Origin of the sequence: Pseudomonas fluorescens (assembly GCF_019212185.1) — a bacterium.
Lineage (GTDB): Bacteria > Pseudomonadota > Gammaproteobacteria > Pseudomonadales > Pseudomonadaceae > Aquipseudomonas.
This window is the reverse complement of sequence record NZ_CP078138.1, coordinates 1,892,178-1,908,011: the sequence shown is the minus strand read 5'-3', so window position 1 is coordinate 1,908,011 and position 15,834 is coordinate 1,892,178. Positions and strand designations below refer to the sequence as shown.

Here is a 15,834-nt window from a genome sequence, read left to right as displayed (position 1 = left end):
GATGACTCCCTTAAAGACTGTTGATCAGTGTCGTGAATGTGTCTTGCGCGACCTTGATGATCTGCGACGACGCGGTGTAGTACTGCTGGAACTTGACCAGGTCGCTGGCCTCTTCATCGAGGTTGACCTGGGACACCGAACTGCGACTGGATTTGGCATACTCCAGCGCGGCGCTGTTGGCGGTGCCATCGACGCTGGCCTGGCTGGCCTTGCCGCCGACCGTGGACACCAGGTGGCTGTAGGCGCCGCCCATGCTCATCCCGGCACTGGCGCCGCTGACGCCGACGGTGGCCTTGTTTTGCAGGGCCAGCAGTTCGTTGGCGTTGCGGTTGTCGGCCTTACCGTCCTTGTTGAACTTGATATCAAAACTGTCGCCCTTGCCCGGCGAGCCGCTGATGGTGGTGTCGAAGCCGATGGTCTTGTTGCTGCCATCAGGGTTCTTCACCGGATTGCCGGCGGCATCCAGCACCGGCACGTTGATCGTGACCTTGTTGGACTGACCCGGAACAATGCTGCCGGTGCCGATTTCGTCGCCCGCCTCGTTCAGCACCCGATAGGTCTGGGTACCGTCCTTGGCTGCGTCAAACGCGATGCGCACCGGCATCGCGCCCTCAATCTGGCCCTGCAACTGGCTCAGGTCGGCACCACCATAAATGTCCAGCATCGACGACAGGTTCGGCGCGCTCAATACGCCCGAACCACTGTTGGAGCTGCCCTTGTCCGCCACCAAGGGTGCGGCGAACGCCAGCTTGTTCGGGTCTTTCAACTGCACCGCCATGTCGCTGGCACCGGTGCGGGTCGGGCTGACCTTGAAGCTGTCGCCGGCACTCAGGCCACCGCCGTTGAGCTTGAGACTGAAGCCGTCGATCATGTCCGGCGGATTCTTGGTCACATCGAACGGGCCCAGGGTGGTGCCATCGGAGCGCTTGACCGTGTAGCTCTTGTCGCTGCTGAACGTCACCTGGTAGTCGTAGGTGGTCAGCTTGCTGCTGTCGCCGATGGTCACATCAAGGTTGCCGGAGCCGGCGCTGTTGCCCGAAGTGGCCAGGCTGCGTTGGCTGATGGCCTGGGCGCTGTTGATGTTGTTGAACAGCGACGAACCAAACTCGCCGCTGGCATCCAGGCCCTGCCCCAACTGCTTGTTGATCGCGTCGGAGACCACCAGCGCGGTGCGTCCCAGGTCGTTGATGGCCGGCGCCAGCACGTCGTCGCGATAACGCAGCAGGCCACCCATCTTGCCGCCGGTGATCACCGAGGTCACTTCGATGCTCGACTGCGGGTAATCGATCTGCAGGCTGAACTGACTCTTGTCGGTCTTGCCCGGCACCGCCGTGAGGGTGCTGGCGGTGTTGCCCAGCACCAGCGACTGGCCGGTACCGAGGCTGATGTCGTAGACCCCGTCGTGCTCCTGGACCTTGACCCCGACCAGCTCATTCAGCGAACGCACCGCTTCGTTACGGGCGTCCAGCAGGTTGTTCGGGGTGCTGCCGGACTTGCCGTACTGAGTGATCTGCTGGTTCAGCGAGGCAATGGTCGCGGTGTGCTGATTGACCATCGAGGTCAAGGTGCTCAACTGACTGTTGATGCCTTCGTTCTGCTGCGTGAGCTGGCTGGAGATCGAGTTGAAGCGGTTGCTCAAGGTCTGTGCGTTGGTCAGCAGCAATTGCCGCGCCGAGGTATCGCTCGGGTTGCCGGCAGCGGTTTGCAGCGAGGCGAAGAAGCTGCCGAGCGCGGCCGAGACACCGGTGTTTTTGTCCGAGAGCAGCTTGTCGACCGAGCTGACCTGATCGAGATAGGCCTGGGCATCGCCATTGAGCGAAGTGGTGGTCTGCAACTGCGCGTCGACGTAGGCGTTGTACACCCGGCGCACATCGGCCAGGGTGGTGCCGCTACCGATGAACACGCCGCCGACCTGCTGCGAGCCTGCAGTACCCTGGACGATTTGTTGACGCGAGTAACCCGCGGCGTTGGCGTTGGCAATGTTATTGCCGACGGTGGCCAACGCAGCCTGACTCGCATTCAGACCCGACATCCCGATATTGATCAAGCTCATGTTTCAGACCTTATAAATGCATGGGAGAACTCGCCGCGGCGTAGTTCTCGTAACTCTTCATTTGTTTGGCAATCTGCGAAATCTTGCTGGCGTAGTTCGGGTCGGTGGCGTACCCGGCCTTTTGCAACTCGCGTACAAACTGTTCCGGGTTATCGGCCGACTTCAGCACTTCTTGATAGCGATTGTTGCTCTGCAACAAGGTCACCAGGTCGTGGAAGCTGTCCTGGTAGGAGGCATAGGAACGGAACTCGGCCGTCTCCTTGACCATCGCGCCGTTGCGGAATTCGCTGGTGATCGCCCGCGCCTGGGCACCCTTCCAGGTGCTGCCGGTCTTGATCCCGAACAGGTTGTGGCTGCTGTTGCCGTCGGCCTGGCGCATGACCGATTTGCCGTAGCCGGTTTCCAGCGCGGCCTGGGCCACCAAATAACGCGGATCGACGCCGATGCGATCAGCAGCCTGCTTGGCCATCGGCAGCATGGTGTCGATGAATTCGCTCGGCGAGCTGAAGGATTTTTTCGCTGGCGCCAGTGGTGGCTGGGCAATGGCCCGACCGTAGACCTGCAGGCGACCGCGTTCGGCGGAATAACTTTGCGCCGGCAGCCAATCGCCTTTCACCAGCGCGTTGCCTTCGGTGGTGGCGCGGGTCGGCAACGTGGTGTTGGCGTTGCTTGCGGCAGCCCCAGAGGCCGACGGCACCAGCCCGGCCAGCAGACGGTCCGCCAGCTTCGGCGGCAAGGCCAGGCGGCGCTGGTTGATCAGCGCCATGTCGTTGCTGTGCCCGCCGCCCTCACCTGCCCCTTGCGGCGCGTGGATCGAACGCGAAGCCCACAATGGACGCTGCCCGTTGAGGCGCGACAGCGGCCCATCGGTAGCCGTAGTGCCGGCGGCAATCGGGGTCTGCACCGCGGCCTTGGCCGCTTCCTGCTTGGCCGCCGACAACTCGGCTGCCTCGCCCGGGGCCAGCGGTTTGTTCTTCGACATCTGGCGCATCAGCACATCGGCCAGACCGATGCCGCCGCCCTCGCGGGACATCGAGACCGCCAGTTGCTGGTCGTACATTTCCTGGTACTGCTTGGCCGCCGCGGTGTTCAGCGGGTTGTCCTGGCCCAGGGCTTCGGTGGCCGAGCGCATCGACTTGAGCATCTCGTTGAGGAACAGCGACTCGAATTCCTGCGCCACCTTGCGCATGTTGCCGTCGCTGTTCTTGTCGCCGACCTTGAGCTGGTTAAGCCGATTGAGGTCCGAGTAGGATCCCGAATCGCTGCTGCTGACCAGCCCGCTCTTGCGCATGTCCATGGCCGCTACCTCAAATCACGATCAGGTCGGCTTGCAGGGCGCCGGCCTGTTTCAGGGCTTCGAGGATCGCCATCAGGTCACCCGGTGCCGCGCCGACCTGGTTCACCGCACGCACGATCTCGTCCAGCGTAGTGCCCGGGCCGAACTTGAACATCGGCTTGGCTTCCTGCTGCGCGTTGACGTTGGAGCGCGGGACCACCGCCGTCTGGCCGTTGGAGAAAGCCCCCGGCTGGCTGACGATCGGGTCTTCGGTGATGGTCACGGTCAGGCTGCCGTGGGTCACTGCCGCCGGCGAGACCTTGACGTTCTGGCCGATGACGATGGTGCCGGTGCGCGAGTTGATGATGACCTTGGCCACCGCCTGGCCCGGATCGATTTCGAGGTTTTCCAGGACCGACAGGTAGTCGACGCGCTGGCTCGGATCCAGCGGCGCAGTGACCCGGATCGAGCCGCCATCGATGGCCTGGGCCACGCCGGGGCCGAGCATGTTGTTGATCTTGTCGACGATACGCTTGGCGGTGGTGAAGTCGGATCGATTGAGGTTCAGGGTCAGGCTGTTGCCCTGGTTGAAACCGCTCGGCACCGCACGCTCCACCGAAGCGCCGCCGGGGATACGTCCGGCCGAGGGCACGTTGACGGTGATCTTCGAGCCATCGCGACCTTCGGCGTCGAAACCGCCCACCACCAGGTTGCCCTGGGCGACCGCGTAGACGTTGCCGTCGATACCCTTGAGCGGGGTCAGCAACAGGGTGCCGCCGCGCAGGCTCTTGGAGTTACCGATGGAGGACACGGTGATGTCGACCTGCTGACCCGGCTTGGCGAACGCCGGCAGGTCGGCACTGATCGAGACTGCGGCGACGTTCTTCAACTGCACGTTGCCCGAACCCGGCGGCACCTTGATGCCGAACTGCGAGAGCATGTTGTTGAAAGTCTGCAGGGTGAACGGGGTCTGGGTAGTCTGGTCACCCGTGCCGTTGAGGCCGACCACCAGGCCGTAGCCGATCAATTGGTTGGAACGCACGCCTGAAATACTGGCGATGTCCTTCAGTCGCTCGGCCTGCGCGCCGAGGGAGGTGGACAGCAATAACACGGCCGCCATCAGGTGCTTGAAATTCAGCATGGGGATAGTCATCACCTAGAAAGGGAACAGCGGGCTGAGGAAGAAACGGTCGAACCAGCCGGGCTGGCTGGCATCGGCAAAGGAGCCGGTCCCCGAGTAGGTGATGCGTGCATCGGCAACCCGGGTCGAGGACACGGTGTTGTCGGTGGAAATATCGTCGGCGCGCACCAGTCCGGCAATCCGCACCAGTTCGTCGCCGGTGTTGAGGGTCATCCACTTCTCGCCACGCACGGCAATGATGCCGTTGGGCAACACGTCGGCCACGGTCACAGTGATTGAACCGGTCAGGCTGTTGCCCTGCCCGGCCTTGGCGTCGCCCTTGGTCGCACGATCGCCGCTGTAGCCGGCTTCCAGGCTCAGGTCGCCGCTACCGAACGGGTTGTTGGTGTTGGGTACGCTGCCGAACAGCGAGGTCAGGCCGATGTCGGCCTTGCTGGTTTTGCCCACCTGCGAGTTGGCGTTTTTGCTGGCCTGGGTTTTTTCATTCAGGGTGATGGTGATGATGTCACCGACCCGGAACGCCTTGCGGTCGCTGTACAGGTTCTGCTCGAAACCGGCCTGGTAGATCGAACCGTTGTTGGCGGCGGCCGGCAACGGCGTGCGTGGCAACACTGGGGCATAGTAAGGGTCATTGGGTTTCGGCGTCGGCCCGACGCAGCCCGCCAGCGCGGCGATCCCACTCAATGCGAGAACAGATACAAAGCGATTCATGACCCTAACCTCACGGTATTGCAGGCGACCTCAGGTCGCCCCATAGACTTGATTACAGATTCTGCGTGACGAACGAGAGCATCTGGTCGGCGGTGGAGATCACCTTGGAGTTCATTTCGTAGGCGCGCTGGGTAGTGATCATGTTGACCATCTCCTCGACCGTGCTCACGTTGGAGGTCTCCAGGGTGCTCTGCAGGGTGGTGCCGAAACCGTTAAGGCCCGGGGTGCCGATCTGCGGCGCGCCACTGGCGGCGGTTTCCAGGAACAGGTTGTTGCCGGTGGCTTGCAGGCCGGCCGGGTTGATGAAGTCGGCGGTCTGCAGGTTGCCGATCACCTGGGCGGCCGGGTTGCCGGCGATGGTGATCGACACGGTGCCGTCACGGCCTACGGTAAAGGTCTGAGCTTCGGCAGGGATGACAATCGCCGGTTCCAGGGCATAGCCGCTGGCCGTCACGATCTGGCCATTGGAGTCCAGGTGAAAGGTGCCGTCACGGGTGTAGGAAGTGGTGCCATCCGGCTGCAGCACCTGGAAGAAACCACGGCCGTCGATGGCCATGTCCAGCGGCTGCTCAGTGGTCTGCAGGCTGCCGGCGGTGAAGTTCTTCTGGGTGCCGACGATGCGCACACCGGTACCCAGTTGCAGGCCCGACGGCAGCTCGCTGTCCTGGGTCGACTGGGCACCTGGCTGGCGCTTGATCTGGTACAGCAGGTCCTGGAACTCGGCACGGTCACGTTTGAAACCCGTGGTCGAGACGTTAGCCAGGTTGTTGGAAATGGTGGTCAGGTTGGTGTCCTGGGCGGACAGACCTGTTTTGGCAACCCAAAGAGCCGGAAGCATTCGATTCTCCTCGTGCGCCTGTTTTACGGCGCGACGTTCTGATAATTAGCTGATCTGCAAGACCCGAGCCATGGCCTGGTCGTCTTCTTTGGCGGTGTTCATCATCTTCACGTGCAGCTCGAACTGCTTGGCCAGGGCCAGCACCGAGGTCATCTCTTCCACCGCGTTGACGTTGCTCGACTCGAGGAAGCCGGAGACCAGTTGCACGTTGGCGTCAGCCGGTGCCGGCTGGCCGTCCTTGGTGTGGATCGAACCGTCGAGGCCCTTGGTCATATTCTTCAGGTCCGGGTTGACCAGCTTGATGCGGTCAACTTCGGCCATCACGCGCGGGCCTTCGCCCATGGCGCGGATGCTGATGGTGCCGTCCTGGCCGACTTCGATTTTCTGCTCCGGCGGCACGGCAATCGGCCCACCATTGCCCATGACCGGCATGCCGTTGCCGGCGCGCAGAACGCCAAGGGCGTCGACATTCAGGCTGCCGGTGCGCACATAGCTTTCCTTGCCGTCGGGACTTTGCACGGCGATCCAGCCATTGCCGCTGACCGCGACGTCGAGGTCACGCCCGGTTTCCACCAGCGAGCCAGGGCTGAAATCGGTGCCGGGACGCTCGGACATCGCGAAGGCCCGCGCCGGAAAGCTGTCGCCAAACACCGGCATCGAGCGCGCCTGCTCCAGGTCTTTCTGGAAGCCATTGGTGGAGATGTTCGCCAGGTTGTTGGCATGGGCCTTTTGCGCCGCCGCGTTCTGGCTGGCGCCGGTCATGGCCACATATAGGTACTTGTCCACAGTCGCTCCTCTGCATGCCGGACGATTGCCGCCCACTGCTGTACTGCACTGGCTTTAGCAATTTGCAGACCAACTTGCGCGCAGCCGCGCCAAGTCCTGCAAACACAGGACTTGGCGGCGTTCAGGGGAAGAACAGGCGCGGTGACGAAGACGAAAAACCGGCGCGCCGCTGCCGCTTTACGGCAAACCGGCGCAGTGCGTGACTACCAGCCCTTGACCCCGCTCATGTCCGGCAGTTTGTGGGCAATGCCCTTGTGGCAATCGATACAGGTGGCCTCGCCGCTGGCCAGCGAGGTGGAGTGCATGCTCGAGGCACGCTTGCTCTGGCGGGTGAAATCCATGAACTCGAAGTTGTGGCAGTTGCGGCACTCCCGCGAGTCATTGGCCTTGAGCCGCGCCCACTCGTGCTCGGCCAGTTCGCGGCGCATGCCGAGGAACTTGTCGCGGGTGCTGATGGTGCCGAAGATCTTGCCCCAGACTTCCTTCGACGCCTGCATCTTGCGTGCGATCTTGTGGGTCCATTCGTGCGGCACATGACAATCCGGGCAGGTCGCGCGCACACCGGAGCGGTTGGTGTAGTGGATGGTGTCCTGCAACTCGACGTAAACGTTGTCGCGCATCTCGTGACAGGAAATGCAGAACTTTTCGGTGTTGGTCGCCTCCAGCGCGGTGTTGAAACCGCCCCAGAAAATCACCCCGGCAATAAACCCGCCGAGGGTCAGAAAGCCCAGGCTGTAATGCACACTGGGTCGACGCAAGACCTGCCAGTAATCCTTGAGCAGCGCCAGCAATGACTTCATGTCCGCTCCTCAGGGCTTCTGCTTGTCGGTGATTTCGTCCTGCAGCACCTGGTCGATGTTCTTGAAGCTGCTTTCGACCAGAGGCTTGACGTCTTTTTGCGGTACATGGCACTGCACGCAGAAGTAACGGCGCGGTGATACTGCCGCCAGCGGCTGACCGTCGCGATCCATGTAGTGGGTGATGCTGATCATTGGCGCCTGGGTCCGTGCGCTGTTGGCGCGGCTGTGACAGGTCAGGCACTTATTGCTGTTGGTATCGATGTGATAACCGCGAATGCTGTGGGGAATGGTCGGCGGTTGCTCGGGATAATTACGCTCGCGCTTGAGGTCCTTGTTCTCATCCTCGGCCAGCGGTGGCGCGGGCATGTCCTGAGTCAGGGTGCCACCAGCGCGGCGCCCATCCGGAGCTGGCGCATCCAGTGGATATCCCGGCTCTGCGGCAAAGGCCAGCGGCGTCCAGATCAGCAACGCGGCGAGCAAGGACAGCATGGGATTGTTCATCAAAGCGCTCCTCAGGCCGTCTTGATCAGTTCGATGCGCACTGCGCACTTCTTGTAATCCGTCTGCTTGGAGATCGGGTCGGTGGCATCCAGCGTGACTTTGTTGATCAGCTTGTTGGCATCGAAGAACGGCACGAACACCAGCCCTTCCGGCGGCTTGTTGCGGCCACGGGTTTCGATCCTCGCACGCATTTCACCGCGCCGACTGATGATCTTCACCTCACTGCCGCGCCGCGCATTCAGCGCCTTGGCATCAGCCGGGTGCATGTAGACCAGGGCATCGGGCACCGCCTTGTACAGTTCTTCGACGCGCTGGGTCATGCTGCCGGTGTGCCAGTGCTCGAGCACCCGACCGGTGCTCAGCCAGAACGGGAAGTCCTTGTCCGGCGCTTCGGCCGGCGGCTCGTACGGCAGGGCAAAGATGATCGCTTTCTTGTCCGGGTAGCCGTAGAACTGCACACCGCTGCCCTTCTCCACGTAAGGGTCGTAGCCCTCGCGAAAGCGCCAGCGGGTTTCCTTGCCATCCACCACTGGCCAGCGCAGGCCGCGTTCGCTGTGGTACAGATCGAAGGGCGCGAGGTCATGGCCGTGACCGCGACCGAATTGCGCGTATTCCTCGAACAGGCCTTTTTGCAGGTAGAAGCCGAAGTCCTTGGCTTCGTGGTTCTGGAAGTCGGCGTTCAGTTGCTCGTTGGGGAACTGGTCGACATTGCCATTCTTGAACAGCACCTCGAATAGGGTCTTGCCCTTGTATTGCGGGGCACTGGCCAGCAGCTCGGCGGGCCACACTTCGTCAGTGGTGAAGCGCTTGGAAAATTCCACCAGTTGCCACAGATCGGATTTGGCATCCCCCGGCGCGGTCACCAACTGGTGCCAGAACTGGGTGCGGCGCTCGGCGTTGCCGTAGGCGCCCTCCTTCTCGACCCACATCGCCGTCGGCAGAATCAGGTCGGCGGCCTGTGCGGAAACCGTCGGATAGACGTCGGAAACAATCACGAAGTTTTGCGGATTCCGCCAGCCAGGCAAGGTTTCCTGCATCAGGTTCGGACCGGCCTGCATGTTGTTGCTGGCCATGGTCCAGTACACGTTGAGCACGCCATCCTTGAGCATGCGGCTCTGCTGCACCGCATGAAAACCGACCTTTTCATTGATGGTGCCAGCGGGCAGCTTCCAGATCTCTTCGGCCTTGGCCCGGTGCTTCGGATTGGTCACCACCATGTCTGCCGGCAGGCGATGGGAGAAGGTCCCCACTTCCCGCGCGGTGCCACAGGCCGATGGCTGTCCGGTCAGGGAGAACGGACTGTTGCCAGGCTCGCTGATCTTGCCGGTCAGCAGGTGGATGTTGTAGATCAGGTTGTTGGCCCAGACCCCGCGAGTGTGCTGGTTGAAGCCCATGGTCCAGAACGACACCACCTTGCGTTTCGGGTCCGCATACAACTGCGCCAGAGCCTTGAGGCGTTCGGCCGGAACTCCAGTTTCCTTGGCGGTGCGCTCCAGGGTGTAGGGTTTGACGAACGCGGCGAATTGCTCGAAATCGATGTCGGACCAAGTGTTGGCCTTGGCTGCGTTTTTCGCCTTGATCTCCAGCGGATTATCGCCGCGCAGGCCGTAGCCGATGTCGTCGGCGCCTTTGGCGAACTTGGTGTGTTTGCTGACGAACTCCTGGTTCACCGAGCCGCTTTCAATGATGTAGTTGGCGATGTAGTTGAGGATCAGCAAGTCGGTCTGCGGCTTGAACACCATCGGAATATCGGCCAGATCAAAGCTGCGATGCTCGAAGGTGGACAGCACCGCGACCTTGACCCCAGGCTGGCTCAAACGGCGGTCGGTGACCCGGCTCCAGAGGATCGGGTGCATCTCCGCCATGTTCGAGCCCCACAACACGAACGTGTCGGTGGCTTCGATATCGTCGTAACACCCCATGGGTTCGTCGATGCCGAAAGTGCGCATGAAGCCCATCACCGCCGAGGCCATGCAATGCCGGGCATTCGGGTCGATGTTGTTGCAGCGCAAGCCGGCCTTCATCAGCTTGTTGGCGGCATAGCCCTCCCACACCGTCCACTGTCCGGAGCCGAACATCGCAATCGAATCCGCGCCCTTGTTCTTCAGCGCCTCCTTGAACTTCAACTCCATGATGTCGAAGGCCTGGGTCCAGGACACCGGCTGGAACTCGCCCTGCTTGTCGTACTGACCGTTGCTCATGCGCAGCAGCGGCTGGGTCAGGCGGTCGACGCCGTACATGATCTTCGACAGGAAGTAGCCCTTGACGCAGTTCAGCCCGCGATTGACCTCGGCCTTGACGTCGCCGTGGGTCGCCACCACCCGGTTGTCCTTGGTTGCGACCATCACGCTGCAACCGGTGCCGCAGAACCGGCACGGCGCCTTGTTCCAGGTCAGGGAGATCATGTCCTGTTCGGTGATCAGGTTGCTGGCCGAGGTGAACACCGGCAGCCCGGCCGCAGCCGCAGCGATCCCGGCGGCCTGGGCCTTGACGAACTCACGGCGGGTCATGGGCATGTGTGTTCTCCGCTGACATCGAGAATTTCGTGGTACACGAGGGAGGCGTTGAGCACGCCGGGCAAGCGGTTGATTTGCTCGATACGTTGCAGCAAGTGCGACTCACCGGGTATTTCCAGGACCACTACCAACTTGCCTTCGGGACTTTCCTGATGCAGCTCGACGCCCTGCAGCAAGCGCAGGTTGGCTTTCACCCCGTCAAACAACTCGGGGCGGGCGAGCACGATCAAACTGGCGATATGAATGTTCTGTTCCATGACTCACGCTCCTTGCCGTTTAAGAAGCAATCAGTGAGGCGCCCCGGGAGGGCCGAACAGCATTTGCAGGAACCAGATAAAGAAGCCGTAGCCGCCGACTATCGCCACCGATAACAGCGGAAACAGGAAGATCACCAGGAATAGAAACAACCGTGTTTCTTTGCGCGAGCGTTGCGCGCCGTCGTCGACCCCAGACATGGCCAGGCTCCTGCCAATGAGTGAAAGGAGCCTAGATCGCGCTGATGACAATTTCCATGTCGCAGGTCAGGAAAAGTTCAAACGGCAAATACAAATTTCGCAAACAATTATCATTAACAAAGTTGCGTTACAGCGTTAACGCTCAAGTTTGCCGATTTCATATTCGCGCAACTTGTTGGCAATGGTGGTGTGGGAAACCCCCAGGCGTTTGCCCAATGATCGGCTGCTGGAATGTTCGGAATACAGGCGTTCCAGCACCGCTTTCTCGAAACGTCCGACAATCTCGTCGAGACCACCGTCGAGGGAAAAATCCCCTAGAGGTTGACGCACCCCGTAGTCCGGCAGGCGGATATGTTCGGCCTTGACCGTGCCGCCTTCACAGAGTGATACCGCCTGGAACAGTACGTTTTCCAGTTGTCGCACATTACCCGGCCAGTGGTAGTGGCTGAGCCGCTCCATGGCCGCCGGCGCCAGCTTCGGCAACGGGCAGCCGATCTGCCGGCTGGCCTGGTCGAGGAAGTGCTCGACCAGCGGCGTCAGGCCATCCAGGCATTCACGCAGCGGCGGAATGTGCAGCGACAACACGTTCAGACGGTGGTACAGGTCCTGGCGGAACTCGCCGCTGGCACACAGCTCGGACAGATCGACCTGGGTGGCGCAGATCACCCGTACATCCAGATAGACCTCTTCGTCACTGCCGACCCGGCGGAAGCAACCGTCCTGCAGGAACCGCAGCAATTTCACCTGCAAGCGCGGGCTCATTTCCCCCACGCCGTCGAGAAACAGCGTACCGCCCGCCGTCAACTCCAGCAGCCCGAGCTTGCCCTCGGCCCGCGCTCCTTCGAAGGCACCGGGGCCATAGCCGAACAGCTCGGTCTCGGCCATTGATTCCGGCAGGCCAGCGCAGTTCAGCGCCATCAACGGCGACTGACCGCGCGGGCTGGCCAGGTGACAGGCGCGCGCAAGCAACTCCTTGCCGGTGCCGGTCTCGCCTTCGATCAACAATGGCGCATCCAGTGGCGCCATGCGCCGTGCTTCGCGGACCACGGCGGCCATGACTTTCGAGCTTTGGAAGATACTGTCGAAGCCCCGAAGCTCCTGCTTACGCACGTTATAGATACGCTCGCCGACCCGATCGGCGCGGTGCAGGGTCAGCACCGCCCCGGCCATGGCCTCGCTGTCATCATGCTCGGACTGCAACGGCGCGATATCGGCGAGGAACACGTCGCCCTTGACCTTGACCCGCAGGCCGTTGATCCGCGACTTGTTGGCCCGCACCAGTTCCGGCAGGTCGAAGTCCTCGGCGTAGCGCGACAGCGGAATCCCCGGCACCTCGTCGACCCGCACCCCGAGCAGCTGCGCGGCCGCGCGGTTGGCGGCGACGATGGAGCCGCCCATGTCGATCGACAACACCGGGAACTCCAGCGCACCGAGCAAGGCATTCAGCTCCATGTGTCGACGCTCGCTGGGCATCAGGCCGACACGCTTGACGCCGAAGACCCCGGCAATTGCTTCGAACTTGGGGCGCAATGCCTGGAACTGCAGGTTGATCAGGTTCGGGCAATGCAGGTAGATCGCATTGCCATGTTCGCCACCCACTTCGCCCCGGGCCACGTTGATCCCGTACTCCACCAGCAGGTTGAGGATGTCGCGCAGGATGCCGATGCGATTCTGGCAATGGACTTTGATACGCATGAAAAGGCCCGAACTGAGGTGGAAAGCGGCGCGCGAGCGGCTTTTTTCTGCTGCCGCGACAAGTTAGTCGTCAAGATTATGTGACAGCCCCAGGGCTTTTCACAGCTGAAAATCTCAGTAACTGCGCCATAGCCGCCCATTCGTAACGAAAACTTTACGAAAACCACGGACATTTCCTACGCAGCGCTGCTGAGACCTGCTGCAAGGTCGCACGCTTCGAGGTATTTCTAGGTCCATAGCAGGACATAACAAGAATGTATCCCTTTGCAGGAGAGCAGCATGAAGCAGACGCAATACGTGGCCCGCGAGCCCGATGCGCAAGGTTTTATCCACTACACCGCTGAAGAACACGCGGTGTGGAACACGCTGATCACTCGCCAATTGAAAGTGCTCGAGGGCCGTGCGTGCCCGGAATACATGGAAGGCATCGAAAAACTCGGCCTGCCCCATGACCGCATTCCCCAGCTCGATGAAATCAACAAGGTCCTCGGTGAAACCACCGGCTGGCAGGTCGCCCGGGTACCGGCGCTGATTCCGTTCCAGACCTTCTTCGAATTGCTGGCCAACAAGCAGTTTCCCGTCGCGACCTTCATTCGTACCCGCGAAGAGCTGGATTACCTGCAAGAGCCGGACATTTTCCACGAGATTTTCGGCCACTGCCCACTGCTGACCAACCCCTGGTTCGCCGAATTCACCCACACCTACGGCAAGCTCGGCCTCAAGGCCAGCAAGGAAGAGCGCGTGTACCTGGCGCGCCTGTACTGGATGACCATCGAGTTCGGCCTCGTCGAGACGCCAGAGGGTCAACGGATCTACGGCGGCGGCATTCTCTCCTCGCCCAAGGAAACCGTGTACAGCCTGTCCGCCGAGCCGGAACACCAGGCCTTCGATCCGCTGGAAGCCATGCGCACGCCGTATCGCATCGACATCCTGCAACCGCTGTACTTTGTCCTGCCCGACCTCAAGCGCCTGTTCGACCTGGCCCACGAAGACATCATGGGCATGGTCCACAAAGGCATGCAGCTGGGCTTGCACGCGCCAAAATTCCCGCCAAAACCCAAGGCGGCATAAGGTCGCCGCAGTCGCGGCGCCCGGCAAAAAATAGTAACGTCTAACAAGAAATCGAATTCAGGAAACCACTATGACTGCTCTGAACCAAGCCCATTGCGAAGCCTGCCGTGCCGATGCCCCACAAGTCAGCGACGAAGAACTGCCGGTACTGATCAAGCAGATCCCTGACTGGAACATCGAAGTTCGCGACGGCGTCATGCAGCTGGAAAAAGTATTCCTGTTCAAGAACTTCAAGTTCGCCCTGGCGTTCACCAATGCGATGGGTGAGATCTCCGAGGCCGAAGGTCACCACCCAGGCCTGCTCACCGAGTGGGGCAAAGTCACCGTGACCTGGTGGAGCCACTCGATCAAGGGCCTGCACCGCAACGATTTCATCATGGCTGCGCGCACTGACGAAGTGGCCAAGGACGCCGAGGGCCGCAAGTAATGCATTTCGACGCCATCGGCCGGGTGCCCGGCGATCCGATCCTCGGCCTGATGGAGGCCTATGCGCAAGACAGCAACCCGCGCAAGTTCGACCTCGGCGTGGGCGTCTATAAAGATGCCCAGGGCCTGACGCCAATCCCGCAATCGGTGAAGCAGGCCGAACTGCGCCTGGTCGATCGCCAGACCACCAAGACCTACATCGGTGGTCACGGCGACGCGGCGTTTGGCAAGGTAATCAATGAGCTAGTGTTGGGTGTCGATTCGCCACTGATCGCCGGCAAACGTGCGGGCGCCACCCAGACCCCGGGTGGCACGGGTGCACTGCGCCTGAGTGCCGACTTCATTGCCCAGTGCCTGCCGGGCCGTGGCATCTGGTTGAGCAACCCGACCTGGCCGATCCACGAAACCATCTACGCCACCGCCGGCCTCAAGGTCAGCCACTACCCCTACGTGGGCAGTGACAACCGTCTGGACGTCGAGGCCATGCTGGCGACCCTGAACCTGATTCCCAAGGGTGACGTCGTCCTGCTGCATGCCTGCTGCCATAACCCGACCGGTTTCGACCTGTCCCACGATGACTGGCGCCGAGTGCTGGACGTGGTCCGCAGCCGCGAGCTGCTGCCGCTGATCGACTTTGCCTACCAGGGCTTTGGCGATGGCTTGGAGCAGGATGCCTGGGCAGTGCGGTTGTTTGCCGCCGAACTGCCGGAGCTGCTGATCACCAGTTCCTGCTCGAAGAACTTCGGCCTGTACCGCGACCGTACCGGGGCGCTAATTGTCTGCGCCAAGGACGCCGAGAAGCTCACCGATGTGCGCAGCCAACTGGCGCACATCGCCCGCAATCTGTGGTCGACACCACCGGATCACGGCGCGGCAGTGGTGGCGACCATCCTCGGCGACCCGGAGCTGAAGCAGCAATGGGCCGACGAAGTGGAAGCCATGCGCCAGCGTATCGCGCAATTGCGTAGCGGTCTGGTGGAAGCGCTGGAGCCCCACGGCTTGCGTGAACGCTTTGCCCACATCGGCGTGCAACGCGGGATGTTCTCCTACACCGGCCTGAGTCCGGAGCAGGTGAAAAAGCTGCGTGAGCAACACAGCGTGTACATGGTCAGTTCCGGTCGCGCCAACGTCGCCGGAATCGACGCCACGCGCCTCGATCTGCTGGCCGAGGCGATTGCCGACGTCTGCAAGTAACAAAGCCGGGCTCCCCCTGATCGGGGAGCCTGCGCCCCCCTCCCCGCCTTCCCGCTGCGGCCATCTGTCGCAGAAAGTTGAGATAAAAGTCTGTTTGTCATCTCCCCTGCTGTATCCTGCCCAGGCTTTTTAAGCAGCGCGGTTCTACACAGCGATTTAAAAAACAGACTTTGCGAGGAGCAATCACCATGCACGAGATCCCGAATCTCCCCTTCCCAAGCCTGCACGAAACTGAGCAGACAACCCCGCAACAAGCCGGTGCCCAACAGCCCGAGCCGAAAGAAGCCACTGGTAGCCGCAAGGCCGACAGCGAAGAGTAAGCGCACTACCCAGACCGTGTGGAAAGCGCTCTTTCATGCGCTTTCCACACT

The 15,834-nt window shown here is 61.6% G+C and carries 16 protein-coding genes; 4 read left to right on the top strand and 12 right to left on the bottom strand.

What is annotated here, in order from left to right; all coding sequences use genetic code 11:
* Positions 1–10 precede the first annotated feature (10 nt).
* From flgK to KW062_RS08400, 12 genes are all read right to left on the bottom strand, one after another.
* Positions 11–2,053, bottom strand: coding sequence for a flagellar hook-associated protein FlgK (gene flgK / locus KW062_RS08455; protein WP_105754350.1), 2,043 nt, complete (start codon positions 2,051–2,053; stop codon positions 11–13).
* 10 nt (positions 2,054–2,063) lie between these two features.
* On the bottom strand, positions 2,064–3,350 hold the full coding sequence (gene flgJ / locus KW062_RS08450) for a flagellar assembly peptidoglycan hydrolase FlgJ (RefSeq protein WP_105754349.1): 1,287 nt from the start codon (positions 3,348–3,350) through the stop codon (positions 2,064–2,066).
* 10 nt (positions 3,351–3,360) lie between these two features.
* The gene (locus KW062_RS08445; RefSeq protein ID WP_033866508.1) at positions 3,361–4,470 is read right to left on the bottom strand and encodes a flagellar basal body P-ring protein FlgI; all 1,110 of its coding nucleotides are present in this window, start codon (positions 4,468–4,470) and stop codon (positions 3,361–3,363) included.
* Between the two features lie 15 nt (positions 4,471–4,485).
* Entirely contained in the window at positions 4,486–5,181 is a 696-nt protein-coding gene (flgH, locus tag KW062_RS08440) for a flagellar basal body L-ring protein FlgH (protein ID WP_027620993.1), read from the bottom strand.
* 52 nt (positions 5,182–5,233) lie between these two features.
* Positions 5,234–6,019 carry a flagellar basal-body rod protein FlgG gene (gene flgG / locus KW062_RS08435; protein WP_027620992.1) on the bottom strand — a complete coding sequence of 262 codons (786 nt, stop codon included), beginning with the start codon at positions 6,017–6,019 and terminating at the stop codon, positions 5,234–5,236.
* A gap of 45 nt (positions 6,020–6,064) precedes the next feature.
* Positions 6,065–6,805 carry a flagellar basal body rod protein FlgF gene (locus tag KW062_RS08430; RefSeq protein WP_027620991.1) on the bottom strand — a complete coding sequence of 247 codons (741 nt, stop codon included), beginning with the start codon at positions 6,803–6,805 and terminating at the stop codon, positions 6,065–6,067.
* Positions 6,806–7,008: 203 nt separating this feature from the next.
* On the bottom strand, positions 7,009–7,605 hold the full coding sequence (locus KW062_RS08425) for a cytochrome c3 family protein (protein ID WP_027620990.1): 597 nt from the start codon (positions 7,603–7,605) through the stop codon (positions 7,009–7,011).
* Positions 7,606–7,614: 9 nt separating this feature from the next.
* A complete protein-coding gene (locus KW062_RS08420; protein WP_371321446.1) occupies positions 7,615–8,094 on the bottom strand; it encodes a nitrate reductase cytochrome c-type subunit in 480 nt (159 codons plus the stop codon).
* Between the two features lie 23 nt (positions 8,095–8,117).
* Positions 8,118–10,622, bottom strand: a complete 2,505-nt coding sequence (gene napA / locus KW062_RS08415) for a nitrate reductase catalytic subunit NapA (RefSeq protein WP_027620988.1) — start codon at positions 10,620–10,622, stop codon at positions 8,118–8,120.
* Positions 10,613–10,879, bottom strand: coding sequence for a chaperone NapD (locus tag KW062_RS08410; RefSeq protein ID WP_027620987.1), 267 nt, complete (start codon positions 10,877–10,879; stop codon positions 10,613–10,615). Before KW062_RS08410 ends, napA begins: the two co-directional genes overlap by 10 nt.
* 30 nt (positions 10,880–10,909) lie before the next feature.
* A complete protein-coding gene (napE, locus tag KW062_RS08405) occupies positions 10,910–11,077 on the bottom strand; it encodes a periplasmic nitrate reductase, NapE protein (RefSeq protein WP_105754348.1) in 168 nt (55 codons plus the stop codon).
* A gap of 135 nt (positions 11,078–11,212) precedes the next feature.
* Positions 11,213–12,772: a sigma-54-dependent phenylalanine hydroxylase transcriptional regulator PhhR gene (locus KW062_RS08400; protein ID WP_027620985.1), complete on the bottom strand. Its 1,560-nt coding sequence runs from the start codon at positions 12,770–12,772 to the stop codon at positions 11,213–11,215.
* A 279-nt stretch (positions 12,773–13,051) separates the two neighbouring features.
* On the opposite strand from KW062_RS08400, the gene phhA reads away from it, so the two are divergent.
* The 4 genes from phhA to KW062_RS28845 all read left to right on the top strand — a co-directional run bounded on the left by phhA (position 13,052) and on the right by KW062_RS28845 (position 15,783).
* Positions 13,052–13,843: a phenylalanine 4-monooxygenase gene (gene phhA, locus KW062_RS08395; RefSeq protein WP_027620984.1), complete on the top strand. Its 792-nt coding sequence runs from the start codon at positions 13,052–13,054 to the stop codon at positions 13,841–13,843.
* Between the two features lie 70 nt (positions 13,844–13,913).
* Positions 13,914–14,270, top strand: a complete 357-nt coding sequence (locus KW062_RS08390) for a 4a-hydroxytetrahydrobiopterin dehydratase (RefSeq protein ID WP_027620983.1) — start codon at positions 13,914–13,916, stop codon at positions 14,268–14,270.
* The gene (locus KW062_RS08385) at positions 14,270–15,463 is read left to right on the top strand and encodes an amino acid aminotransferase (protein WP_027620982.1); all 1,194 of its coding nucleotides are present in this window, start codon (positions 14,270–14,272) and stop codon (positions 15,461–15,463) included. The genes KW062_RS08390 and KW062_RS08385 overlap by 1 nt, the downstream gene beginning before the upstream one ends.
* A gap of 188 nt (positions 15,464–15,651) precedes the next feature.
* Positions 15,652–15,783 (top strand): hypothetical protein, encoded by a 132-nt coding sequence (locus KW062_RS28845; protein ID WP_256350907.1) that lies wholly within the window; start codon positions 15,652–15,654, stop codon positions 15,781–15,783.
* Positions 15,784–15,834: the final 51 nt, after the last annotated feature.

Coding starts and splice junctions, on each gene's coding strand:
- napA (WP_027620988.1), bottom strand. CDS start 10,622: ATGCCCATGACCCGCCGTGAGTTCGTCAAGGCCCAGGCCGCCGGGATC.
- phhA (WP_027620984.1), top strand. CDS start 13,052: ATGAAGCAGACGCAATACGTGGCCCGCGAGCCCGATGCGCAAGGTTTT.
- KW062_RS08390 (WP_027620983.1), top strand. CDS start 13,914: ATGACTGCTCTGAACCAAGCCCATTGCGAAGCCTGCCGTGCCGATGCC.
- KW062_RS08425 (WP_027620990.1), bottom strand. CDS start 7,605: ATGAAGTCATTGCTGGCGCTGCTCAAGGATTACTGGCAGGTCTTGCGT.
- flgK (WP_105754350.1), bottom strand. CDS start 2,053: ATGAGCTTGATCAATATCGGGATGTCGGGTCTGAATGCGAGTCAGGCT.
- flgJ (WP_105754349.1), bottom strand. CDS start 3,350: ATGGACATGCGCAAGAGCGGGCTGGTCAGCAGCAGCGATTCGGGATCC.
- KW062_RS28845 (WP_256350907.1), top strand. CDS start 15,652: ATGCACGAGATCCCGAATCTCCCCTTCCCAAGCCTGCACGAAACTGAG.
- flgH (WP_027620993.1), bottom strand. CDS start 5,181: ATGAATCGCTTTGTATCTGTTCTCGCATTGAGTGGGATCGCCGCGCTG.
- KW062_RS08445 (WP_033866508.1), bottom strand. CDS start 4,470: ATGCTGAATTTCAAGCACCTGATGGCGGCCGTGTTATTGCTGTCCACC.
- flgG (WP_027620992.1), bottom strand. CDS start 6,019: ATGCTTCCGGCTCTTTGGGTTGCCAAAACAGGTCTGTCCGCCCAGGAC.
- KW062_RS08400 (WP_027620985.1), bottom strand. CDS start 12,772: ATGCGTATCAAAGTCCATTGCCAGAATCGCATCGGCATCCTGCGCGAC.
- KW062_RS08420 (WP_371321446.1), bottom strand. CDS start 8,094: ATGCTGTCCTTGCTCGCCGCGTTGCTGATCTGGACGCCGCTGGCCTTT.
- KW062_RS08385 (WP_027620982.1), top strand. CDS start 14,270: ATGCATTTCGACGCCATCGGCCGGGTGCCCGGCGATCCGATCCTCGGC.
- KW062_RS08410 (WP_027620987.1), bottom strand. CDS start 10,879: ATGGAACAGAACATTCATATCGCCAGTTTGATCGTGCTCGCCCGCCCC.
- napE (WP_105754348.1), bottom strand. CDS start 11,077: ATGTCTGGGGTCGACGACGGCGCGCAACGCTCGCGCAAAGAAACACGG.